The 23852-nt window shown below is 69.4% G+C and carries 18 protein-coding genes; 11 read left to right on the plus strand and 7 right to left on the minus strand.

Features of this window, described 5'->3' with window-relative positions; genetic code table 11:
• Window positions 1–7: 7 nt before the first annotated feature.
• From OG246_RS20540 to OG246_RS20550, 3 genes are all read left to right on the plus strand, one after another.
• The gene (locus OG246_RS20540; protein ID WP_266465278.1) at window positions 8–649 is read left to right on the plus strand and encodes a cell division protein SepF; all 642 of its coding nucleotides are present in this window, start codon (window positions 8–10) and stop codon (window positions 647–649) included.
• Between the two features lie 62 nt (window positions 650–711).
• Window positions 712–996 (plus strand): YggT family protein, encoded by a 285-nt coding sequence (locus tag OG246_RS20545; RefSeq protein WP_028803186.1) that lies wholly within the window; start codon window positions 712–714, stop codon window positions 994–996.
• 46 nt (window positions 997–1042) lie between these two features.
• A complete protein-coding gene (locus OG246_RS20550) occupies window positions 1043–2233 on the plus strand; it encodes a DivIVA domain-containing protein (RefSeq protein ID WP_266465281.1) in 1191 nt (396 codons plus the stop codon).
• Between the two features lie 519 nt (window positions 2234–2752).
• Here the strand turns inward: OG246_RS20550 and ileS are convergent.
• On the minus strand, window positions 2753–5896 hold the full coding sequence (gene ileS / locus OG246_RS20555) for an isoleucine--tRNA ligase (RefSeq protein WP_266465283.1): 3144 nt from the start codon (window positions 5894–5896) through the stop codon (window positions 2753–2755).
• 606 nt (window positions 5897–6502) lie between these two features.
• Here ileS and OG246_RS20560 point away from each other — a divergent pair.
• From OG246_RS20560 to OG246_RS20580, 5 genes are all read left to right on the plus strand, one after another.
• Complete coding sequence (locus OG246_RS20560) at window positions 6503–7507, plus strand: TraR/DksA family transcriptional regulator (protein WP_266465285.1); 1005 nt, start codon at window positions 6503–6505, stop codon at window positions 7505–7507.
• An 88-nt stretch (window positions 7508–7595) separates the two neighbouring features.
• Window positions 7596–8255, plus strand: a complete 660-nt coding sequence (gene lspA, locus OG246_RS20565) for a signal peptidase II (RefSeq protein ID WP_266465288.1) — start codon at window positions 7596–7598, stop codon at window positions 8253–8255.
• 112 nt (window positions 8256–8367) lie between these two features.
• Window positions 8368–9312, plus strand: coding sequence for an RluA family pseudouridine synthase (locus OG246_RS20570; protein ID WP_266465290.1), 945 nt, complete (start codon window positions 8368–8370; stop codon window positions 9310–9312).
• Window positions 9309–9776 carry a GNAT family N-acetyltransferase gene (locus OG246_RS20575; protein WP_266465291.1) on the plus strand — a complete coding sequence of 156 codons (468 nt, stop codon included), beginning with the start codon at window positions 9309–9311 and terminating at the stop codon, window positions 9774–9776. The genes OG246_RS20570 and OG246_RS20575 overlap by 4 nt, the downstream gene beginning before the upstream one ends.
• A gap of 99 nt (window positions 9777–9875) precedes the next feature.
• A complete protein-coding gene (locus OG246_RS20580) occupies window positions 9876–11462 on the plus strand; it encodes a Na+/H+ antiporter (protein WP_266465295.1) in 1587 nt (528 codons plus the stop codon).
• Window positions 11463–11638: 176 nt separating this feature from the next.
• On the opposite strand, the gene OG246_RS20585 is transcribed toward OG246_RS20580, so the two are convergent.
• Window positions 11639–12754, minus strand: coding sequence for a mechanosensitive ion channel family protein (locus OG246_RS20585; protein ID WP_266465298.1), 1116 nt, complete (start codon window positions 12752–12754; stop codon window positions 11639–11641).
• A 132-nt stretch (window positions 12755–12886) separates the two neighbouring features.
• Between OG246_RS20585 and OG246_RS20590 the strand changes: the two genes are divergently transcribed.
• Window positions 12887–13456, plus strand: coding sequence for a dienelactone hydrolase family protein (locus tag OG246_RS20590; protein ID WP_266465301.1), 570 nt, complete (start codon window positions 12887–12889; stop codon window positions 13454–13456).
• A gap of 16 nt (window positions 13457–13472) precedes the next feature.
• On the opposite strand, the gene OG246_RS20595 is transcribed toward OG246_RS20590, so the two are convergent.
• The 4 genes from OG246_RS20595 to OG246_RS20610 form a co-directional block, all read right to left on the minus strand.
• A complete protein-coding gene (locus OG246_RS20595) occupies window positions 13473–15143 on the minus strand; it encodes an alkaline phosphatase (RefSeq protein WP_266465305.1) in 1671 nt (556 codons plus the stop codon).
• A 115-nt stretch (window positions 15144–15258) separates the two neighbouring features.
• Window positions 15259–16071, minus strand: a complete 813-nt coding sequence (locus OG246_RS20600; protein ID WP_266465308.1) for a thioredoxin domain-containing protein — start codon at window positions 16069–16071, stop codon at window positions 15259–15261.
• A gap of 122 nt (window positions 16072–16193) precedes the next feature.
• Window positions 16194–16883, minus strand: a complete 690-nt coding sequence (locus tag OG246_RS20605; RefSeq protein ID WP_266465312.1) for a hypothetical protein — start codon at window positions 16881–16883, stop codon at window positions 16194–16196.
• A gap of 67 nt (window positions 16884–16950) precedes the next feature.
• Complete coding sequence (locus tag OG246_RS20610; RefSeq protein ID WP_266465314.1) at window positions 16951–18279, minus strand: DUF2252 domain-containing protein; 1329 nt, start codon at window positions 18277–18279, stop codon at window positions 16951–16953.
• A gap of 270 nt (window positions 18280–18549) precedes the next feature.
• Between OG246_RS20610 and dnaE the strand changes: the two genes are divergently transcribed.
• Complete coding sequence (gene dnaE, locus OG246_RS20615) at window positions 18550–22086, plus strand: DNA polymerase III subunit alpha (protein ID WP_266465316.1); 3537 nt, start codon at window positions 18550–18552, stop codon at window positions 22084–22086.
• A gap of 112 nt (window positions 22087–22198) precedes the next feature.
• On the opposite strand, the gene OG246_RS20620 is transcribed toward dnaE, so the two are convergent.
• Window positions 22199–22378 (minus strand): hypothetical protein, encoded by a 180-nt coding sequence (locus OG246_RS20620; RefSeq protein ID WP_266465318.1) that lies wholly within the window; start codon window positions 22376–22378, stop codon window positions 22199–22201.
• Between the two features lie 224 nt (window positions 22379–22602).
• Between OG246_RS20620 and OG246_RS20625 the strand changes: the two genes are divergently transcribed.
• Window positions 22603–23820, plus strand: a complete 1218-nt coding sequence (locus tag OG246_RS20625) for an NYN domain-containing protein (protein ID WP_266465321.1) — start codon at window positions 22603–22605, stop codon at window positions 23818–23820.
• Window positions 23821–23852 lie beyond the last annotated feature (32 nt).

Genomic DNA, 23852 nt, shown 5'->3' on the forward strand with positions numbered 1-23852 from the left:
TCAGAGCATGGCCGGCGCGATGCGCAAGATGGCGGTCTACCTCGGCCTCGTGGAGGACGATGGGTACGACGGCAGGGGATTCGACCCCGATGACGACTTCGAGCCCGAGCTCGACCCTGAGCCCGAGCGGGACCGTCGGCGGCACGAGCCGCCGCACCAGTCACACCAGGCGCATCAGTCCCAACGGGACGAATCGGTACGAGTGGTGCAGCCTCCGGCGCAGCGCGATCCGGTGCCGCATTCCGCTTCGCTGGCCGCGGAATCCGGGCGTCCGGCGCGAATCGCCCCCGTGGCGTCCATCACACAAGAACGTCAAAGCATGGAGAAGAACGCCCCGGTGATCATGCCCAAGGTCGTGTCCGAGCGAGAGCCTTACCGGATCACCACATTGCACCCCCGGACCTACAACGAGGCCCGTACCATCGGGGAACACTTCCGTGAGGGCACCCCGGTGATCATGAATCTGACTGAGATGGATGACACAGATGCGAAGCGACTTGTCGACTTTGCGGCCGGTTTGGTGTTTGGTCTCCACGGCAGCATCGAGCGGGTGACGCAGAAGGTGTTCCTGTTGTCGCCTGCTAACGTCGATGTCACGGCGGAGGACAAGGCTCGTATCGCAGAGGGCGGGTTCTTCAACCAGAGCTGAGACGCTGGACCGGAGTCAAGGTACGGAAACGTACGGAAACAGGGGAGAGGGAAGCACGGATCATGAGCGTGGTCGGGCAGGTTCTCTACATCGCGCTGATGTGTTTCCTCATCGTGCTGATCTTCCGGTTGGTCATGGACTACGTCTTCCAGTTCGCCCGCTCATGGCAGCCCGGCAAGGCGATGGTGGTCGTTCTTGAGGCCACCTACACTGTCACCGATCCACCGCTCAAGCTTCTGCGGCGGTTCATTCCGCCGCTGCGTCTCGGGGGCGTGGCGCTCGACCTGTCCTTCTTCGTACTGATGATCATCGTCTACATCCTGATCTCCGTCGTGAGCCGGCTGTGAACGATACGGTCTTGCCGAATGCCGACGACTACGTTGAGGTGAAGAGATGCCGTTGACCCCCGAGGACGTGCGGAACAAGCAGTTCACGACCGTCCGCCTCCGAGAAGGCTATGACGAGGACGAGGTCGATGCCTTCCTCGATGAGGTCGAAGCCGAACTGACTCGCTTGCTCCGCGAGAACGAGGACCTGCGCGCCAAGCTGGCGGCGGCCACGCGCGCGGCTGCGCAGAACCAGCAGCAGGGCATGCGCAAGCCGCCCGAGCAGCAGGACCAGCAGCAGGGCCCGCCGCAGGGCATGCGCGGTCCGGGTGCCCCCGTGCCCGCCGGCATATCGGGCCCGCCGCAGCAGCAGATGGGCGGCCCCATGGGCGGCCCGCCCCAGCTGCCGAGCGGTGCGCCGCAGCTGCCCGCCGGTCCCAGTGGCCAGGGTGGTCCGCAGGGTGGCCCCATGGGCCAGGGCCCGATGGGTGGGCCGATGGGCCAGGGCCCGATGGGTCAGCAGGGTCCCGGCCAGCAGATGCAGCAGCACCCCGGCCAGATGCAGCCGCAGATGCAGCAGCAGATGGGTGGCCCGATGGGCGGACCCATGGGTGGCCCGATGGGCGGTCACGGCCCGCAGATGGGTCAGCCCGGTCAGGGTCCCGGTGGCGACAGCGCCGCCCGTGTCCTCTCGCTGGCCCAGCAGACCGCCGACCAGGCGATCGCCGAGGCCCGCTCCGAGGCCAACAAGATCGTCGGCGAGGCCCGCAGCCGTGCCGAGGGCCTGGAGCGCGACGCGCGCGCCAAGGCCGACGCGCTGGAGCGGGACGCCCAGGAGAAGCACCGCGTCGCGATGGGCTCCCTGGAGTCCGCCCGCGCCACGCTGGAGCGCAAGGTCGAGGATCTGCGCGGCTTCGAGCGCGAGTACCGCACCCGGCTGAAGTCCTACCTCGAGTCCCAGCTGCGTCAGCTGGAGACCCAGGCCGATGACTCGCTGGCTCCGCCGCGGACTCCGGCGGCCGCTTCGCTGCCGTCGCCTTCCGCGCCCTCCATGGCTCCGGCCGGTGCGAGTGCGCCGTCCTACGGTGGGCCGATGGGTGGCGGTCCGGCTCCGGCCGGGCCCTCCTACGGTGGGCAGCAGCAGATGTCTCCGGCGATGACTCAGCCGATGGCGCCGGTGCGGCCGCAGGGGCCGTCGCCGATGCAGCAGGCTCCCTCGCCGATGCGTGGGTTCCTCATCGACGAGGACGACAACTGACGGCCTGCGGTACGCCTTAGGCGTCGGCAGCGTTCAGGGCGGGGCCCCCGGTTTCGGGGGCCTCGCCCTTTTGTGCGTCGCCCTTGCGGGCAGCTGTGCGGGGTACGCAACGCCGAAGGCCCGGGGCCACCAAGAATCTTGGTGGCCCCGGGCCTTCTTGTGCGGGGTGTGGGGGTGCGCGTGGGAGGTGTTCGCCCCCTCCGCCCCTTCCCGTCCCGTTCCTGGGGGCTGCGCCCCCAGACCCCCCTGTCGCGCTGCGCGCTCGTCCTCAAACGCCGGACGGGCTGAAGCCACAGCCTCCGTGGGTGGGTGGGGGATCGGGATGGCGCTGTCTTGTCCTCGAACGCCGGACGGGCTGAAACCGCGGCTCCCATGGGTGGGTGGGGGATCGGGATGGTGCCGTCTTGTCCTCGAACGCCGGACGGGCTGAAACCACGGCCCCCGTGGGTGGGTGGGGGATCGGGATGGCGCCGTCTCGTCCTCGAACGCCGGGCGGGTTGGCCCGCCCGGCGTTCGGTGTTACGCCTTGCGGAGGCGGAACGTCAGGGACAGGGGCTCGTCCGTGAACGGGGGGCCGTAGGTGTCGTCCGCCTCGGACTGGGCGAAGTCTGTGGCGAGGACCTCGTCGGCGATGAGGGGGGTGTGTTCGGTGAGGGCCGCGATGACTGCCGGGTCCGTGGAGGTCCAGCGGAGTGCGATGCGGTCGGCCACGTCGAGGCCGCTGTTCTTGCGGGCCTCCTGGATCAGGCGGATCGCGTCACGGGCGAGGCCCGCCTGGCGCAGCTCCTCGGTGATCTCCAGGTCGAGGGCGACGGTCGCGCCGGAGTCGGATGCCACCGACCAGCCCTCGCGCGGGGTCTCTGTGATGATCACCTCATCCGGGGCCAGCGTCACCGTCTCGCCGTCGACCTCGACCGAGGCCGTGCCCGCGCGCAGGGCGAGGGAGAGGGCGGCGGCATCGGCTTCCGCGACGGCCTTCGCCACCGCCTGGACGCCCTTGCCGAAACGCTTGCCCAGGGCGCGGAAGTTCGCCTTCGCGGTCGTGTCGACCAGGGAGCCGCCCACTTCACTCAGAGAAGCCAGCGAGCTCACGTTCAGCTCTTCGGTGATCTGTGCGTGCAGCTCGCGGTCCAGAGTCTCGAAGCCCGTCGAGGCGATCAGCGCGCGGGACAGCGGCTGGCGGGTCTTGACGCCCGACTCCGCTCGGGTGGCGCGGCCCAGCTCCACGAGACGGCGTACGAGCACCATCTGCTTGGACAGCTCCGGGTCGATGACGGACAGGTCCGCCTCCGGCCAGGAGGAGAGGTGTACGGACTCGGGGGCGCCCGGCGTGACCGGCACCACCAGGTCCTGCCAGACCCGCTCGGTGATGAACGGGGTGAGCGGGGCCATCAGGCGCGTGACCGTCTCGACGACCTCGTGCAGGGTGCGCAGCGCCGCCTTGTCGCCCTGCCAGAAGCGGCGCCGGGAGCGGCGTACGTACCAGTTGGACAGGTCGTCGACGAAGGCCGACAGGAGCTTTCCGGCGCGCTGGGTGTCGTACGCCTCCAGAGCCTGCGTCACCTGGTCGGTGAGCGCGTGGAGTTCGGACAGGAGCCAGCGGTCGAGGACCGGGCGGTCGGCGGGGGCCGGATCGGCCTCGCTGGGCGCCCAGTTGGACGTGCGCGCGTAAAGGGCCTGGAAGGCGACCGTGTTCCAGTACGTGAGGAGCGTCTTGCGGACGACCTCCTGGATGGTGCCGTGGCCCACTCGGCGCGCGGACCACGGGGAGCCGCCGGCCGCCATGAACCAGCGGACCGCGTCGGCGCCGTGCTGGTCCATCAGCGGGATCGGCTGCAGGGTGTTGCCCAGGTGCTTGGACATCTTGCGGCCGTCCTCGGCGAGGATGTGGCCCAGGCAGACCACGTTCTCGTACGAGGACTTGTCGAAGACGAGCGTGCCGACCGCCATGAGGGTGTAGAACCAGCCGCGGGTCTGGTCGATGGCCTCGCTGATGAACTGCGCCGGGTAGCGGCTCTCGAAGAGCTCCTTGTTCTTGTACGGGTATCCCCACTGCGCGAACGGCATCGAACCCGAGTCGTACCAGGCGTCGATGACCTCCGGGACGCGGGTCGCGGTCTGCGCGCACTGCGGGCAGGGGAACGTGACCGCGTCGATGTACGGGCGGTGCGGGTCCAGGTTCGACTGGTCGGTGCCCGTCAGCTCGGAGAGCTCCGCGCGGGAGCCGACGCACGTGAGGTGGCCCTCCTCGCAGGTCCACAGCGGGAGCGGGGTGCCCCAGTAGCGGCTGCGGGACAGCGCCCAGTCGATGTTGTTGTTCAGCCAGTCGCCGAAGCGGCCGTGCTTGACCGACTCCGGGAACCAGTTGGTCTTCTCGTTCTCCTCGAGGAGGCGGTCCTTGATGGCCGTGGTGCGGATGTACCAGGACGGCTGCGCGTAGTAGAGGAGCGCGGTGTGGCAGCGCCAGCAGTGCGGGTAGCTGTGCTCGTACGGGATGTGCTTGAAGAGCAGCCCGCGCTCCTGGAGGTCCTCGGTGAGCTTTTCGTCCGCCTTCTTGAAGAAGACACCGCCCACGAGGGGGACGTCCTCCTCGAAGGTGCCGTTCGGACGGACGGGGTTCACCACGGGCAGGCCGTACGCGCGGCAGACCTTGAGGTCGTCCTCACCGAAGGCGGGGGACTGGTGGACGAGACCCGTACCGTCCTCGGTCGTGACGTAGTCGGCGTTGACCACGTAGTGGGTTTCCACGTCCGCCGGGAACTCCACCAGCTCGAACGGACGTTGATAGGTCCAGCGCTCCATCTCGGCGCCGGTGAAGGTCTCGCCGGTGGTCTCCCAGCCCTCGCCGAGGGACTTCTCGACGAGCGGCTCGGCGACGACGAGCTTCTCCTCGCCGTTGGTCGCGACGACATAGGTGACGTCGGGGTGCGCGGCGACGGCGGTGTTGGAGACCAGCGTCCACGGGGTCGTCGTCCACACCAGGAGCGCTGCCTGGCCGGCGAGCGGACCGGAGGTGAGCGGGAAACGGACGTACACGGACGGGTCGACGATCGTCTCGTAGCCCTGCGCCAGCTCGTGGTCCGACAGACCGGTCTCGTCGCGCGGGCACCACGGAGCGACGCGGTAGTCCTGGACCAGCAGACCCTTGTTGAAGATCTCCTTCAGCGACCACCAGACGGACTCGACGTACTCGGGGTCCATCGTGCGGTAGGCGTCGTCGAGGTCGACCCAGTAGCCCATGCGGTCGGTGAGCTCGGCGAAGGCGTCGGTGTGGCGGGTCACGGACTCGCGGCACTTGGCGTTGAACTCGGCGATGCCGTACGCCTCGATGTCCTGCTTGCCGGTGAAGCCGAGCTCCTTCTCCACGGTCAGCTCGACCGGGAGGCCGTGGCAGTCCCAGCCGGCCTTGCGGGCCACGTGGTAGCCGCGCATGGTGCGGAAGCGCGGGAAGACGTCCTTGAAGACGCGCGCCTCGATGTGGTGGGCGCCCGGCATGCCGTTCGCGGTGGGCGGGCCCTCGTAGAACACCCATTCGGGGTGGCCCTCGGACTGCTCAAGGCTCTTGGCGAAGATCTTCTGCTCGGCCCAGAAGTCGAGCACGGCGTGCTCGAGGGCGGGCAGGTCGATCTGGGCGGGCACCTGGCGGTACGTCGGCGCTGTCATCAGCGAACTTCCTCCAACGGACTTTCTGCCTTCCGTCGGAGGGACGAGAGCCTGTGCGGCTGCCTAGCAGCCGCTGCGGACGCCGTGTGCGGCGCGCTCCCGCGGTACCACCCTCCTTGGCTCTCCGGTGCTCTGTGTGCTCCGGCGAGCCCCCTCATTGGGGTCGCGATACCGGGTCTACCGGCCTTGGCCGCTGGGCCCAGGCTTTCTTCCGGCGGCTCCGGGGTGATCTTCGCGTCGCGCTCGCCCCCGGGCTTCCACCGTCCCCGGGTCGCTCTTGGCCGCTTACGCCGTTACTCGTCCCCATCCACGCTTCTCGCTGCGCCCAGTGTACGGCGCCGCGAGGACAGCGGCCGACCGGTTTTCCGGGGTGGCCCGGTGGCCTGCGAAGTGACCCGAATGGCGAGGTGCGGATGTCCGGATCCTGGGACGCCGGACTCGGCGGATTACCCGGCGGGGAGCTGGGCACAACGCTTGCAGGCTTGTCGTGCGGGACCCGCGGGGCGGGCGAATCGCTGGTGTGCCCCGTTGCCGCGGGCCAGAAGTCGATTTATCGTCCCAGCACGATTCGCGAGCAAGATCACAATATGTGAAGGGGCCGCGGCCATGGTGGCGAAGAAGACCGCCGTACAGCAGTCGGCGTCCGGCAGATCCACGGGTCCGGCGGCCAAGGATGTGGGTGGGAAGAAGAGCGCGCAGGGGGCACCGGCGGAGGGCGGTGCCGCCGCCAAGCCGGTGAAGAACGCCTCCAAGACGGCTGCCAAGGCCTCCAAAGCGGCCGCCAGGAAACCGGCCACTTCCAAGGCGGCGGCTTCGAAGACGGCCACCTCTGAGGCGGCTGACGCGAAAACGGTCGCTCCGAAGGCGGCTGTTTCGAAAACGGCGGCCAAGAAGGCCACCGCGAAGAAGGCCCCTGCCAAGAAGGCGGTGGCCAGGAAGACCGTCGGGAAGAAGGCCGCGGTGGCGGAGGCCGTTCCGGAGGAGACCGGGGTGGCGAAGGGCGGTACTAGGAAGAAGGCCGGTGCGAAGCGCGCCGCCAAGAAGAGCAGCAGTACGGCGAAGACGGCGGTCGCTTCCGCGGCCCAGGGCGCGGCCCAGGCCGCGATGACGACGGGAGCCACGACGGTGGTTGCGAAGAAGACTCCTGGTACGGCCACGGCGGCGAAGAAGCCCACCGCTGTTCCCAAGGCGCGGGTCTCCGCGCTGGTGGAGCCCGGCGAGCTCGCGGTGCGCCCCGGCGAGGACCCCTGGACCCCGGAAGAGGTAGCGGATGCGCGCGCGGAGCTCCAGTCCGAGGCGCTGCGGCTGAGCTCCGAGATCTCCGCGTCCGAGGAGGCGCTCGCGGGCCTGATGCGCGACTCCGGCGACGGCGCGGGCGACGACCAGGCGGACACCGGCACCAAGAACATCACGCGCGAGTCCGAGATGGCGCTCAACGCCAACGCGCGCGAGATGCTGGAGCAGACCGAGCGGGCGCTGCAACGCCTCGACGCGGGCACGTACGGACTCTGCGAGAACTGCGGCAACCCCATCGGCAAGGCGCGGATGCAGGCCTTCCCGCGGGCCACCCTGTGCGTCGAGTGCAAGCAGAAGCAGGAACGCCGCTACTGAACGGCGCGGGAGGGCTCCTGAGCACGTGGGCGCCAGGGGGCGTGTCGTACCCTCGTCCTCAGTCAGGAACCTAGGTTGAGGGACTCACGTGGCAGAGGCGGAGCGCATCATCGGTACGCCGGACATCCCAGGGGCGGCGGGATCCGGGCCGGAGCAGTCCGACGAGAACGCGGCGTCGGGCGACGGCTCCGGCTCGGACGGGTCGGCCCCGGCCGAGCGGTCCGGCGCGGACGGGACCGCGACCCCGGACGAGCGGCCGAAGGGCAAGCGCAGGATCGCCGTCCTGTTCACGGTCGCCGCCCTGGCGTACGTCCTCGACCTCGTCAGCAAGATGATCGTGGTCGCGAAGCTGGAGCACCACGACTCGATCGAGATCATCGGGGACTGGCTGAAGTTCGAGGCGATCCGCAACGCGGGCGCGGCCTTCGGTCTCGGTGAGGCCTTCACCATCATCTTCACGGTGATCGCGGCGGCCGTGATCGTGGTGATCGCCAGGTTGGCGCGCAAGCTGTACAGCCTGCCCTGGGCGATCGCGCTCGGCCTGCTCCTCGGCGGCGCGCTCGGGAACCTGACCGACCGGATCTTCCGCTCGCCGGGCGTCTTCGAGGGTGCGGTCGTCGACTTCATCGCGCCCAAGCACTTCGCGGTCTTCAACCTGGCCGACTCGGCGATCGTCTGCGGCGGCATCCTGATCGTGCTGCTGTCCTTCCGCGGGCTCGACCCGGACGGAACCGTCCACAAGGACTGAGCCTCACCCTCCACAAGGACTGATCCGCCGGGACGGCGTACGGAGCCCTCCGCGCGTACTGATGTTCGGGCTGTGGTCGGGCGGTGTCGGACCCGTCCGGCATACTCGACGGGTGAGCACCATTCCCGAGATCCGTAACCTGCCCGTGCCCGACGGTCTGGAGGGCGAGCGTGTCGACGCCGCCATCTCCCGTATGTTCGGCTTCTCCCGCACGAAGGCCGCCGAGCTCGCCGCGGCGGGGAAGGTCACGGTCGACGGCTCGGTGGTCGGCAAGTCCGAGCGGGTGCACGGCGGCGCCTGGCTCGAGGTGGAGATGCCGCAGGCCCCCGCCCCGGTGCAGATCGTGGCCGAGCCCGTCGAGGGCATGGAGATCATCCATGACGACGACGACATCGTCGTGATCGTGAAGCCGGTCGGCGTCGCCGCGCACCCGAGCCCCGGCTGGACCGGGACCACCGTCATCGGCGGCCTCGCCGCCGCGGGCTACCGGATCTCGACCTCCGGTGCCGCCGAGCGCCAGGGCATCGTGCACCGGCTCGACGTCGGCACCTCCGGCCTGATGGTGGTGGCCAAGTCGGAGCGCGCGTACACGTCGCTGAAGCGCCAGTTCAAGGAGCGCGTCGTCGACAAGCGCTACCACTCGCTGGTCCAGGGCCACCCGGACCCGATGAGCGGCACGATCGACGCTCCGATCGGGCGCCACCCGAACCACGACTACAAGTGGGCCGTGACGGCGGAGGGCAAGCCGTCGGTCACGCACTACGACCTCATCGAGGCGTTCCGTGCCGCCAGCCTCCTCGACATCAAGCTGGAGACGGGGCGCACGCACCAGATCCGTGTGCACATGTCGGCCCACCGGCACCCGTGCGTGGGCGACCTGACGTACGGGGCGGACCCGACGCTCTCCAAGCGGCTCGGGCTCACCCGGCAGTGGCTGCACGCGGTGCGGCTCGGCTTCGAGCACCCCGGTGACGGGCAGTGGGTGGAGTTCGAGAGCGGCTACCCCGAGGACCTCCAGAAGGCGCTCGACAAGGTCCGCGAGGAGAGCTACGCGTGAGTGTGCCGTACGAGGTGCGGGTCGCCGAGGAGGCAGCCGACCGCGAGGCGTGCTTCGCGGTGCGCAAGGAGGTCTTCGTCGGCGAGCAGGGCGTACCCGAGGACATCGAGTACGACTCCTACGACGAGGGTGCCCTGCATGTGCTGGCCGTCCGCGAGGACGGGGTGCCGCTGGGCACCGGGCGTCTTCTGTACGGCGAGGAGGCCGCCGCCAAGACCGACGGTGACCTGACGGTCGGCTCGCTCGGGCGGCTCGCCGTGAAGCGGGAGACGCGTGGGCTCGGTGTCGGCGCCGCGATCGTCGTCGGCATCGAGGACGCGGCACGCGCGCGTGGACTCGCCGCGGTGGATCTGCACGCGCAGACGCATGCCCTGGGGTTCTACGAGCGGCTCGGATACGTGGCGTACGGCGCGGAGTTCCAGGACGCCGGAATCGCACACCGGGCGATGCGCAAAGCGCTCTGAGCGGTGCCGCGAGCTGTCGCCGCCGCTTTGTCGTAGGCGCGTGGCACGCTTGAGGTCTGGATCTTCCTAGATCGCCCAGACCCCGCCGGAGCGTTGACCGTGGATCAGCTGGCCCTGTTGTTCGCGCTGTTGCTCGGGGCCGTGCTGAGCGTCCCGCTGGGAGACCGGCTGGGGCTGCCCGCGCCGGTGCTGATGACGCTTCTCGGGATCGTCCTCGCCGTGCTGGACTTCGTGCCCAACGTGGACATCCCGCCCGACCTGATCCTGCCCGCGCTGCTGCCGCCACTGCTCTACGCCGCGGTACGGCGCACGTCATGGAGACAGTTCGCGGCCAACAAACGACCGATCTTCCTGCTGGCCGTGGCGCTGGTGTTCGTCACCACCGTGGCGGTGGCCATGGTCGCGAGCGCGATCGTGCCCGGGCTGCCGATCGCCGCTGCCGTGGCGCTCGGCGCCCTCGTCGCGCCACCCGACCCGGTCGCGGCGACCGCCGTCGCGGGACAACTCGGGCTGCCGCGCCGACTGGTGTCGACCCTGGAGGGGGAGGGGCTCTTCAACGACGTGACGGCCATCGTGCTGTACCACGTCGCGATCGCCGCGGTGGTCAGCGGAAGCTTCTCGCCGTGGCAGGCCGGCCTCGACTTCGTACTGTCCGCCGTCATCGCGCTCGCCGTCGGGCTGGTGCTCGGCTGGGGCACGAACAAGCTGATGGGCCTGCTCGACGACGCCACGCTGCACATCGGTCTGACGCTGCTCGTGCCGTTCGCCGCCTACGTGCTCGCCGAGGAACTGCACGGGTCCGGGGTGCTCGCGGTGCTCACCACGGCGCTGTTCCTCGCGGAGTACGCCACCGATGCCGACGACGTCCTGATCCGGCTCGCCGGGCAGTCGTTCTGGGATGTGGTGGACACACTGGTCACCGGGGTCGCGTTCGGGCTGATCGGACTCGAACTGCACAACGCGATCAGGACCGCCTCGGGGCGGTGGGGCGAGATGCTGGGGTGGGCCGGGGCGATCGTCGCCGTCGTCGTGCTCGTACGGCTGGCGTGGCTGCTGCCGGCGACCTGGCTGACCAAACGGCTGCACGCCAAACGGGACTACGACGAGGACATTCCGCTGTCCTGGCGCGAGACCGTCGTGATGTGGTGGGCGGGGATGCGAGGGGTCGCCTCCGTGGCCCTCGCGCTGGCGATTCCGCTGAAGACGGACGACGGGTCGGCGTTCCCCGACCGGGACGAGATCGTGTTCATCGCGTTCGGGGTGATCATGGCGACGCTGGTGCTGCAGGGGCTGACGCTGCCCTGGATCGTCAAGAAGCTCGGAGTGCAGGCCGACACCAAGGCCGAGAAGGCCTTCGAGAGAGAGCTCGCGGTGCGCGCGGCGAAGGCCGCGCGGGGGAGGCTGAAGGAGATCGAGGCGGTGGAGGAGCTGCCGGACGAGGTGTCCGAGCAGTTGCGGCGGCGGGCGCTCGACATCGGGCTGCGGATCAGCCCGGATGTGGGGGAGGGAGAGCGCCGGGAGGGGCATGAGCACCGGGTCCGGCGGATCAAGAGGCTCCGGCGGATTCAGGGGGAGATGATGAGCGCGGCTCGGCACGAGGTGCTGTCCGCGCGGAGTGAGCCGGGGGCGGATCCGGAGATCGTGGACCGGGTGTTGCGGCATCTGGATGTGCGTAGCCTGCGGTGACGCGGCGCTGGGCTTGGGCGGGTTCTCTCCCGCCCGCGCACCGCCCGCTTCTGCCTCGATGACAAGTGCACGTCTCCCGTGGGGGATTCTCGCCGTTGGCGGCTGCGGGTTCGTACGATCGGCTGTCGCCGTGTGCGTGCGGCCGCGGTCAGCCCCTGATCGGGCCCGTCCGCGAGTCAGCCTCTGCCCGGGCCTGTCCGTGGTGGCTCGTGGGCGCGGTCGCGGTTCGGGCGTGGTGGCTGGCCGTTGGTGTTGCCCGGTGGCAGCGCCGCGTCCGCCGTGTTGACGCGGGGGAGCGCGTAGGGATGTTCCTCGGTCAGCCAGCGGATCATCTGTTCGCGGACCGTGACCCGTACCGTCCAGATGTCGTCCGCGTCCTTGGCGGTGACCAGGGCGCGTACCTCCATGGTGTTGGGTGTCGAGTCCGTGACGGCCAGTCCGTAGTCCCGGCCGTCCCATGCCGGGCACTCGCGCAGGATGTCCCGCAGCTGCTCGCGCATCGCGTCCACGGGTGCGGAGTGGTCGACCTGGAAGAAGACGATGCCGGTCATCTGGGCGCTGCCGCGCGACCAGTTCTCGAAGGGCTTCGAGACGAAGTACGAGACCGGCATGGTGATCCGGCGCTCGTCCCACGTCCGTACCGTCAGGAACGTCAGCGTGATCTCGTCGACCGTGCCCCACTCGCCGTCCACCACGACCGTGTCACCGAGGCGCACCATGTCGCCGAAGGCGATCTGCAGCCCGGCGAACAGGTTGGCCAGCGTCGACTGGGCGGCGACACCGGCGACGATGCCGATGATGCCGGCCGAGGCCAGCAGGGAGGCACCGGCCGCGCGCATCGCCGGGAACGTGAGCAGCATCGCGGCGACCGCCACCACGCCCACGATCGCGGAGACCACGCGCTGGATCAGCGTCACCTGCGTCCGCACCCGGCGGACCCGCGCCGGGTCGCGGTGGGCGTTCGCGTAGCGCGAGTACGAGGTCTCGACGATCGCCGTCGCGATCCCCACGATCAGCCAGGCGGTGGACCCGATGAGGACCAGTGTCAGGATCCGGCCGACGTCGGCGGAGTACTCGCGGGCGATCTGGGCCTGGTCGTACGAGCCTCTCAGCAGGGCCACGCACAGGACGAACTGGAAGGGGACGCGGGCGCGGCGGAGCCGGCCCCACAGCCCGGTCTCGCTGTGCCGGGCGTCGGCCCGTCGCAGCAGGAGGTCGACGGCCCACCCGATGAGCAGTGTGAGCACGACCGAGCCACCAAGGACGATCAGAGGGCGCAGCACGTTCTCCATGCCTGAGACCGTAACCGGCCCGGGGGGTTCATGAACATGAGTTCCCGGTCAGGTCCGGGTCCAGGGCCGGGTCCGGTCCGACGTACGGCCTTGAGCAGGGCGTTGTCAGTGCCGGCTGGCACCATGGGGCTCATGAACATCATGCTCTTTCACTCGACCTACGGGCTCCGGCCCGCGGTGCGCGCCGCGGCGGACCGGCTGCGTGCGGCGGGCCACGAGGTGTGGACGCCCGACCTCTTCGAGGGGCGCACCTTCGAGACCGTGGAGGAGGGCATGGCCTTCAACGACGGGATCGGCAAGGACGAGCTGCTCAGACGCGCGGTGCTGGCCGTCGCGCCCTACTCCGACCGCGGCCTGGTGTACGCGGGATTCTCGCTCGGCGCCTCCGTCGCGCAGACCTTGGCGCTCGGCGACGAGAAGGCCCGCGGACTGGTGCTCCTGCACGGCACCTCGGACATCGCGGCGAGTGCGTCGGTGGACGAGCTGCCCGTCCAGCTGCATGTCGCCGAGCCCGACGCGTTCGAGACGGACGACTGGCTGAGCTCCTGGTACCTGCAGATGCGCAGAGCCGGGGCCGACGTGGAGATCTATCGGTACGCCGGTGCGGGGCACTTGTACACCGACCCCGACCTTCCCGACTACGACGCGGAGGCCGCCGAGGCCACCTGGAAGGTGGCGCTCGGCTTCCTCGACAGCCTGTGACCGGCTACTGGCGCCGTCACACCGGGTCGTACGTCCGCTCCACCTTCTGCGTGCCGCTGCGGGTGCGGTACGAACGGGCCCAGGACGAGGTCGCGTTCGCCTTCGTGCGGTCGGAGAGGACGTAGAAGTCCATCTGCGCGCGGTCGGCGGTGATGTCCAGGACGCCGTAGCCGTGGCGGTCGGTGTCGACCCAGTGGACGTGCCGGTTGGCGGCGCGGATGATCGGCGCGGCGATGGCCGAGACGGTGCCCTCGGGGACCTTGACGATGTCGTCGAGGTTGTCTGAGGTGACCGAGGTGACGACGAACTCCGTGGCGGCGGAGGCGGACAGCGGGTACGTTCCGGCGTTCACCGGCACGTCGTTGGCCCAGGCCATGTGGATGTCGCCGGTCAGGAACACCGTGTTGCGGATCGCGTTGGACCGCAGGTGGGCCAGGATCTCGCGGCGGTCGTCCGTGTAGCCGTCCCACTGGTCGGTGTTGAGGGCCAGGCCCTCCTTGGGGAGGCCGAGCAGCTCGGCGAGCGGCTTGAGGAGGTCGGCGGCGAGCGAGCCGATGGCGAACGGCGAGATCATCACCGAGTTGCCGACCAGCCGCCAGGTGGTGTCGGAGGCCTTGAGCCCCGACTTCAGCCAGTCGAGCTGGGCCCGGCCGGTGAGCGTACGGTCCGGGTCGTCGACCGAGCCGCTGCCCGTGGACGCCTGCTGGGAGCGGAAGGACCGCAGGTCGAGCAGCGAGAGGTCGGCGAGCTTGCCGAAGCGGAGACGGCGGTAGGTGGTGCCCGCGATCGCGGGGCGCACCGGCATCCACTCGAAGTAGGCCTGTTTCGCGGCGGCCTGGCGCGCGGACCAGGTGCCCTCCGTGCCCTCGGTGTGGTTCTCGGCGCCGCCCGACCAGGCGTCGTTGGCGAACTCGTGGTCGTCCCAGATGGCGACGACCGGGGCTGCGACGTGCAGGGCCTGGAGGTCGGGGTCGGTTTTGTAACGCCCGTGCCGGGTGCGGTAGTCGGCGAGGGTGGTGATCTCGTTGGCCGGTGCGTGCGGGCGTACGACGGTGTCGCGGGTGCCGTACTCGCCGGTCGCGTACTCGTAGATGTAGTCGCCGAGATGCAGCCAGGCGTCCAGGTCGCCGCGTGCCGCGAGATGGCGGTACGAAGAGAAGTAGCCCGCCTCCCAGTTGGCGCAGGAGACCACGCCGAAGCGCAGGCCGGTCACGGCGGCGTCGGCCGCCGGGGCGGTGCGGGTGCGGGCGGCGGGTGAGTCGGTGCCGCCGGCGGAGAAGCGGAACCAGTAGTCGGTGGCCGGCTGCAGGCCCCGGATGTCCGCCTTCACGGTGTGGTCGGAGGCGGCGGACGCGGTGGTGGATCCCTTGGCGACGACCGAGCCGAACGCCTTGTCGGCGGCGACGGTCCAGCTCACCTCGGTGTCCGGGCCGAGCCCGGAGCCGGGTATCGCCTCGGCGGTCGGCGTCACCCGGGTCCACAGCAGAATGCCGTCGGGCAGCGGATCCCCGGAGGCGACACCGTGCAGGAAGGCGGGGGCCTCGGTGGCGGCGCGGGCCGGGAGGGCGGCGGCCAGGGGGCCGGCGAGGACGGCGGTGGCGGCCGCGGCCTTGACGACCGTACGGCGGCGCGGGGCGCGGGAGTTGACGGCGCCCGAGGGGTCGGATGATCTGAAGCGACTGGTCACGAGCGAGCAGGTTACCGGCCAGTACAAGACAAGAGCGGGCGAACTCCGAAAAGTTCGCCCGCTCTTCGACTGCTGGACCCGTGAGGCGCGTGCGGACATTGAGCCCGCTGGGCCGTCAGGCCTTGAGCGCCGCGTCGATCGCCGTCGTGAAGTCGGCCACCGTCATCGGGGCGTTCTGGCCGTCGGAGCCGGTGAGCGTCTTGCCGTCCATCTTCAGGGTCGGCGTGCCCGTCACTCCGCTGTCGTCGAACTTCGCGGACATCGTCAGCGCCCACTTGTCGTAGGTGCCGTCCTTGACGGCCGTCTGGAACTTGGTGTTGTTCTTCAGCGCGGAGACGGTGTCCGCCACCTTGATCAGGTACGAGTCGTCCTTGAACTTGTCGTCGGTCTCCTCGGGGTGGTACTTCGTCGAGTACAGCGCGGTCTTGTACTCGAGGAAGGCCTCGGGGCTGACGTTCAGCGCGGCGCCCAGGGCGCTGAGCGCGTTCTTGGAGCCCTCACCGGACAGGCTGTTGTCGAGGAACGTGGCGCCGATGTACTGGACCTTGTAGTCGCCGGCCTCGATGCCCTTGTCGACGGTCGCGCCGACGGTCTGCTCGAACTGGGCGCAGATCGGGCAGCGCGGGTCCTCGTACATCTCGAGGGTCTTCTTGGCGGTGCTCTTGCCGATGACGACCGTCGTGCCGTTCGTGCCCGTGGTGTTGGCCGGCTTGACGAGCTTGTCGTCCTTCGCGGCCTCCCAATAGCCGGGCTTGTTGCCCTGCACGACCGCGTAGCTGATGCCGCCGGCTATCGCGAGGACGCCGACGATGGAGCAGGCGACGATGACCTGGCGCTTGACCTTGTTGCGCTTGGCCTGGCGCTCGCGCTCGACGCGCAGTCGCTCACGGGCCGCCGTCTTCGCGGCCTTGCTGTTCCGCTGGCTCATGTTGGTGATCTCCATGTGGGACGCGCACACGTCGTACGCGGGATACGTATGGGGGACTGCTGGTGCTCAGGTGCTGTCGCTCAGGCGGGGTTGCTTGCGCCGGCTTGCTTACGCGGGCTTGCTCACGCGAAAGCGACGGAGCTCGGCGGTCCGCGCCGTCCCAGGGAGTGCACGAACAGGCGCGTGCGGGCGGTGGCCGCCCGGCGCGTGGGGCGGGCCGGCAGGCGTACCGGGGCGAGCAGCCGTACCGTCACCGCGGCGACCGCGATCAGCAGCGGCCGGAAGGTGGACGCGGCCGCCGCGCGCAGCAGCTGCTCGAGCGCCCGCTCTCCGCGGCGCAGCCAGGCGGCGGCGAGGAGTCCGACGCCGATGTGCGCGCCGAGCAGCAGCCAGGCGGCGGTCGGGTCGGCGTGGATGAGCAGGGCGGCGGCGCGGTCGCCGCCGGTGCCGGTCACCCGGGCCAGCGGGGTGCCCACGGCGCCCCCGCCGCACAGCACGTCGAAACCGACCGAGCGAAGCGGACCCGCGACCGGGCCGCCCGCCCTGCCGTAACAGACGTGCTGGCCCGTGGTGAAGACGGTGTCGGCGGCCAGCTCAAGCGGTATCAGCAGGGCGGCGATCCGCCCGAAGCCGCGCTTGCGGCCCCCCAGGGCGTAGGCGAGGACGAAGACGGCGGCGGCGATCGCGGCCACCGTCCCCATCGGCAGCGGAACCCGGGACAGCAGCACGTGCGACGCGGTGCTGAGCGTCACGACCATGGCCGTGAACAGCGCCGCGCGTACGGCTCTGAGCTGGGTCCCGGATATGTCCATAGCGGGGAGAGTGTGTCACGAGCTCCTGTAAGGGACCCCTAAAGGGACCCTGTCAGTTAGCCGCCCGCTACAGACCCGGAATCCGTCCGTTACGGAACAGGTCCACGAAGATCTGGTGGTCCGCACGCGCGCGTGCGCCGTAGCTGTGCGCGAAGTCCTCCAGGAGGCCCGTGAAACCGTCCTCGTCGGCCGCGATCGCCGCGTCGATGGCCCGCTCGGTGGAGAACGGCACCAGCTCCGAGTGGCCGCTCTCGTCGTCCGCCGCGGCGTGCATCGTGGCCGTGGCCCGGCCGAGGTCCGCGACGACCGCGGCGATCTCCTCCGGGTCGTCGATGTCGCCCCAGTCCAGGTCCACCGCGTACGGCGACACCTCGGCGACCAGCTGGCCCGCGCCGTCCAGCTCGGTCCAGCCCAGCCACGGGTCGGCGTGCGCCTGGAGGGCGCGCTGGGAGATCACCGTGCGGTGGCCCTCGTGCTGGAAGTAGTCGCTGATCGAGGAGTCCGTGATGTGCCGGGAGACGGCCGGGGTCTGGGCCTGCTTGATGTAGATCACCACATCGTTCTCCAGGGCGTCGGTGGCGCCCTCCAGAAGGATGTTGTACGACGGCAGCCCCGCCGAGCCGATACCGATGCCGCGCCGGCCGACCACGTCCTTCACCCGGTAGGAGTCCGGGCGGCTCAGAGAGGACTCCGGCAGCGTCTCCAGATAGCCGTCGAAGGCCGCGAGCACCTTGTAGCGGGTCGCCGCGTCCAGCTCGATGGAGCCGCCGCCGGGCGCGAAGCGGCGCTCGAAGTCACGGATCTCGGTCATCGAGTCCAGCAGTCCGAAGCGGGTCAGCGAGCGGGCGTCGCGCAGCGCGTCCAGGAGCGGGCCCTCGGCGGTGTCCAGCGTGAAGGGCGGCACCTCGTCGCTCTTGGCGCCGGTGGCGAGGGCGTGGATGCGCTCCCGGTAGGCGGCCGCATAGGTGCGCACCAGCCCGCTGATCTGCTCGTCGCTGAGCGCCTTGGCGTAGCCGAGCAGCGCGACGGAGGCGGCGAAGCGCTTGAGGTCCCAGGTGAACGGCCCCACATAGGCCTCGTCGAAATCGTTCACGTTGAAGATCAGGCGGCCCTGGGCGTCCATGTACGTGCCGAAGTTCTCGGCGTGCAGGTCGCCGTGGATCCACACGCGGGAGGTGCGCTCGTCCAGGTACGGGCCGCCCCGCCTCTCCTGCTCCAGGTCGTAGTAGAACAGGCCCGCGGTGCCCCGGTAGAAGGCGAAGGCGGAGGCCGCCATCTTGCGGAACTTCACGCGGAACGCGGCCGGGTCGGCGGCCAGGAGCTCGCCGAAGGCGGTGTCGAAGACGGCGAGGATCTGCTCGCCGCGTTGCTCGTCGCTGAGCTGCGGGACCGACATCGCTGGGTGCCTCCTGGTGCAGGTGGTGCATGACGTGTGGGACATGTGTGGCGTCCGCCGGGAAGGGCTGCTTCCGTCCAGTTCCAACGGACGAAGGTACGCGGGAGTGCCCGGATTACCCGGACGAAGGTACGCGCTCGGTTCCCGAGTACCCGCATGAAGGTACGTGTGATCCGCCGCCGAGTGTCAGTGCCCCGGCATAGACTTCGACGCTGTCCCCCCAGACTGTCCGCAGCCTGTCGCCCAGCGTTTCCTCAGGAGGCCGAAGCCGTGTCAAAGCCGCCGTTCACGCACCTGCACGTCCACACCCAGTACTCGCTGCTGGACGGTGCCGCGCGGCTCAAGGACATGTTCAATGCCTGCAATGAGATGGGCATGACGCACATCGCCATGAGCGACCACGGCAACCTGCACGGGGCGTACGACTTCTTCCACACGGCGAAGAAAATGGGCGTCACACCGATCATCGGCATCGAGGCGTACGTCGCCCCGGAGTCCCGACGCAACAAGCGCAAGATCCAGTGGGGCCAGCCGCACCAGAAGCGCGACGACGTGTCCGGTTCGGGTGGTTACACCCACAAGACGATCTGGGCGGCGAACAGTACGGGCCTGCACAACCTCTTCAAGCTCTCCTCGGACGCGTACGCCGAGGGCTGGCTGCAGAAGTGGCCGCGCATGGACAAGGAGACGATCTCCAAGTGGTCGGAGGGGCTCATCGCCTCCACCGGCTGTCCTTCCGGTGAGCTCCAGACGCGCCTTCGCCTCGGCCAGGCCGACGAGGCGCTGAAGGCGGCCGCCGAGTACCAGGACATCTTCGGCAAGGACCGGTACTTCCTGGAGCTGATGGACCACGGCATCGAGATCGAGCGCCGGGTCCGCGACGGCCTCCTGGAGATCGGCAAGAAGCTCGGCATCCCGCCGCTGGTGACGAACGACTCGCACTACACGTACGCGCACGAGGCGACCGCCCACGACGCGCTGCTGTGCATCCAGACCGGCAAGAACCTCTCCGACCCGGACCGCTTCCGCTTCGACGGCACCGGCTACTACCTGAAGTCCACGGACGAGATGTACGCCGTGGACTCCTCGGACGCCTGGCAGGAGGGCTGCGCCAACACCCTCCTGGTGGCCGAGCAGATCGACACGGCCGGCATGTTCGAGGCGAAGAACCTCATGCCGAAGTTCGAGATCCCGGAGGGGTTCACCGAGGTCACCTGGTTCAAGGAGGAGGTCCGCCTCGGGATGAACCGCCGCTTCCCCGGCGGCGTCCCGGACGACCGGCAGAAGCAGGTCGAGTACGAGATGGACGTCATCATCCAGATGGGGTTCCCGGGGTACTTCCTCGTCGTCGCCGACTTCATCATGTGGGCCAAGAAGCAGGGCATCGCGGTCGGTCCCGGCCGTGGTTCGGCGGCCGGTTCGATCGTCGCGTACGCCATGGGCATCACCGACCTCGACCCGATCCCGCACGGTCTGATCTTCGAGCGGTTCCTCAACCCCGAGCGCGTCTCCATGCCCGACGTCGACATCGACTTCGACGAGCGCAGGCGCGTCGAAGTGATCAGGTATGTGACGGAGAAGTACGGCGCCGACAAGGTCGCCATGATCGGCACGTACGGAAAGATCAAGGCGAAGAACGCCATCAAGGACTCCGCGCGCGTCCTTGGCTACCCGTACGCGATGGGCGACCGCCTCACCAAGGCGATGCCCGCGGACGTCCTCGGCAAGGGCATCGACCTCAGCGGCATCACCGATCCCGCCCACCCGCGCTACGGCGAGGCCGGCGAGATCCGCGCGATGTACGAGAACGAGCCGGACGTGAAGAAGGTCATCGACACCGCCAAGGGCGTCGAGGGCCTGGTCCGGCAGATGGGCGTGCACGCCGCCGGCGTCATCATGTCCAGCGAGCCCATTGTCGACCACGCCCCGGTGTGGGTGCGGCACACGGACGGCGTGACCATCACGCAGTGGGACTACCCGCAGTGCGAGTCGCTCGGCCTGCTGAAGATGGACTTCCTCGGCCTGCGCAACCTCACGATCATGGACGACGCCGTCAAGATGGTGAAGTCCAACAAGGGCGTCGACCTCGACCTGCTGGCCCTGCCGCTCGACGACCCCAAGACCTTCGAACTCCTCCAGCGTGGCGAGACGCTGGGCGTCTTCCAGTTCGACGGCGGCCCCATGCGCTCGCTGCTGCGCCTGATGAAGCCCGACAACTTCGAAGACATCTCCGCCGTCTCGGCGCTCTACCGTCCCGGCCCGATGGGCATGGACTCGCACACGAACTACGCGCTCCGCAAGAACAAGCTGCAGGAGATCACGCCGATCCACAAGGAGCTGGAGGAGCCCCTCCAGGAGGTTCTGGCGGTCACCTACGGCCTGATCGTCTACCAGGAGCAGGTGCAGAAGGCCGCCCAGATCATCGCCGGGTACTCGCTCGGCGAGGCCGACATCCTGCGCCGCGTGATGGGCAAGAAGAAGCCCGACGAGCTGGCGAAGAACTTCACCATCTTCCAGGCGGGCGCCAAGAAGAACGGCTACAGCGACGAGGCCATCCAGGGCCTGTGGGACGTCCTGGTCCCCTTCGCCGGATACGCGTTCAACAAGGCGCACTCCGCCGCGTACGGCCTGGTCTCGTACTGGACCGCGTACCTGAAGGCGAACTATCCCGCCGAGTACATGGCGGGTCTGCTCACCTCGGTCAAGGACGACAAGGACAAGTCCGCGGTCTATCTGAACGAGTGCCGGCGCATGGGTATCAAGGTGCTCCCGCCGAACGTCAACGAGTCCGAGCAGAACTTCGCCGCGCAGGGCGACGACGTGATCCTCTTCGGCCTCTCCGCCGTCCGCAACGTCGGTACGAACGTGGTCGAGTCGATCATCAGGAGCCGCAAGGCCAAGGGGAAGTACGGCTCGTTCCCCGACTACCTCGACAAGGTCGAAGCGGTCGCCTGCAACAAGCGGACCACCGAATCGCTGATCAAGGCGGGCGCGTTCGACACGATGGGGCACACCCGCAAGGGCCTCACCGCGCAGTTCGAGCCGATGATCGACAACGTGGTGGCGGTCAAGCGCAAGGAGGCCGAGGGACAGTTCGACCTCTTCGGGGGTGGCGACGAGGACACCAGCGAGCCCGGCTTCGGACTCGACGTCGAGTTCACCACCGACGAGTGGGACAAGGTCTATCTGCTCGCCCAGGAGCGGGAGATGCTCGGTCTGTACGTCTCCGACCACCCGCTCTTCGGTCTGGAGCACGTGCTGTCCGACAAGGCGGACGCGGGCATCTCGCAGCTCACCGGAGGTGAGCACGCGGACGGCGCGGTGGTGACCATCGGCGGCATCATCTCGGGCCTCCAGCGCAAGATGACCAAGCAGGGCAACGCCTGGGCGATCGCCACGGTGGAGGACCTCGCCGGTTCCATCGAGTGCATGTTCTTCCCGGCGACCTACCAGCTGGTGTCGACCCAACTCGTCGAGGACGCCGTGGTGTTCGTCAAGGGACGCCTCGACAAGCGCGAGGACGTGCCGCGCCTGGTCGCGATGGAACTCCAGGTCCCGGACCTGTCGAACGCGGGCACCAACGCGCCGGTGATCCTCACCATCCCGGCCACCCGGATCACCCCGCCGATGGTGAGCCGGCTCGGTGAGATCCTCAGCCACCACAAGGGCGAGAGCGAGGTCCGCATCAGGCTCCAAGGCCCGACCAAGACCACGGTTCTGCGGCTCGACCGGCACCGGGTGAAGCCGGATCCGGCGCTCTTCGGCGACCTGAAGGTGCTGCTCGGCCCGTCCTGCCTGGCCGGCTGACACATCCGGTTGCTCGGCGTACGCGAGGGGCGCATCCGAATCCGGATGCGCCCTTCGGTGTGTGCCTGGGCCTCAGCAGCCCCGTGGGGCTTCAACAGCCCTGTGCAGGGCCTCAGTTGTGGCCGAAGCGCTTCTGGTGCTTACGGGCAACATCCGCGGGGCTGCCCTGGGCCTGCGGCATCGGCGACTGCTGCGCCTCTGTCGAGGACCGTTCGGCCTGCTCCTGCGCACGCTCGGCCTGCGAGGAGCGGTCCTGCTGGCCGCCCTGCTTGCGGTTCTTGTTCTTGGCCATGGTGATTGCCTCCTACGGGGGTTTCTAGGGGCCAGGGCCGGGACCAGACTCACATAGGCTGAGAAGTGGCGCATTTCGGAGAATTACCGTGCGTAATAAGCCCTGTCGGAGGGTGATACTCCGATCCGCCACGCCGAAGATCGAGTTCCGGCCGTTAACCTCCGCGAGGTCGGGCAGACTCGAAGGAAGCCCAAAGCAAACCTCCCGGAAAGAGGGTGGACCGCGTGGACCGCTGCATCGTCCTGGTGGACGCCGGGTATCTGCTCGGGGCTGCTGCCAGCCTTCTCGCCGGGGACTCCTCCCGTTCCCGGATCACCGTCGACCACGCCGCTCTCATCCAGGGCCTGCGCGAACGCGCCGAATCCGATACGGAACGGCCGCTGTTGCGCATCTACTGGTTCGACGGCGCCCCCGACCGCGTGCCGCAGCCGGAGCACCGCAGACTGCGCGTGATGCCACGTGTCACGGTGCGGCTGGGTGCCCTGACCCGTAGCGACGGGCGGTGGGCGCAGAAGGGCGTCGACGCCGCCATGCACGCCGAGCTGACCGAGCTGGCCCGCAACCGGGCCTGCTCCGACATCGTCCTGGTGACCGGCGACGGCGATCTGCTGCCGGGCATGATGGCCGCCAAGGAGCACGGGGTCGCCGTACACCTGTGGGCCGTGCAGGCGGCCGACGGGGACTACAACCAGTCCGAGGACCTGGTGGCCGAGGCCGACGAGCGCCGCGTGCTCGACCGGACCTGGATCACCAAGGCCGTACGCGCCAAGGAGCTCGGCGGGATCTGCGCGCCGCAGCCCGCGCCGCGCCCCGAGATCGCCGCTATCCTCTCCGCGCCGCTGCCCGAGTCGGCGCATGCCGCCGCGGCCGAGCGGTCGGCGGCGGAATCGGAGCACGGCCCGGCGGCCGAGTCGCCGAACGGCACCGAGGAGCGGGTGCCCGCGCCCAAGGGCGTACCCACCCCGAAGGACCTGGCCGCGCTGCGCGGGCCCGGCACGCAGCCCGCCCAGCATCCCGCGAGCGCGACCCTGCGCTGGTCCTCCGACAAGGGCTGGGTCGAACGCCCCGGGGGCGCCGCGGAGTCTGCGGAGGCCGCCTCGCTGCCCACGCTCGCCCAGCTCACCTCCGCCGAGCAGCGCTGGGCCGACCGCGAGGAGGACATCACCACGGTCGGCGGTGATCCCTACGAGGTGGGGCAGGTCTTCGCGCGCCGCTGGATGGAGCGGCTCACCGACCAGAGCCATCTGCAGAAGCTGTCCGCGATGTATCCCCGCGTTCCGCACCGGGTGGACGGCGAACTGCTGCGCTACGCGGCCCGCTTCGGGCTGCTCACGCACAAGGACGACCAGATCGACGAGCACGACCGGTACGCGATCCGGGCGGGGTTCTGGCGCGAGATCGACGTGCGTACGGCGGCGGAACACGCGCCCGTGGGGGAGTGAGCCGAGGCCCCGAGCGCATAACGGGGCATCGG

The organism is Streptomyces sp. NBC_00620, from assembly GCF_026341825.1.
Lineage (GTDB): Bacteria > Actinomycetota > Actinomycetes > Streptomycetales > Streptomycetaceae > Streptomyces.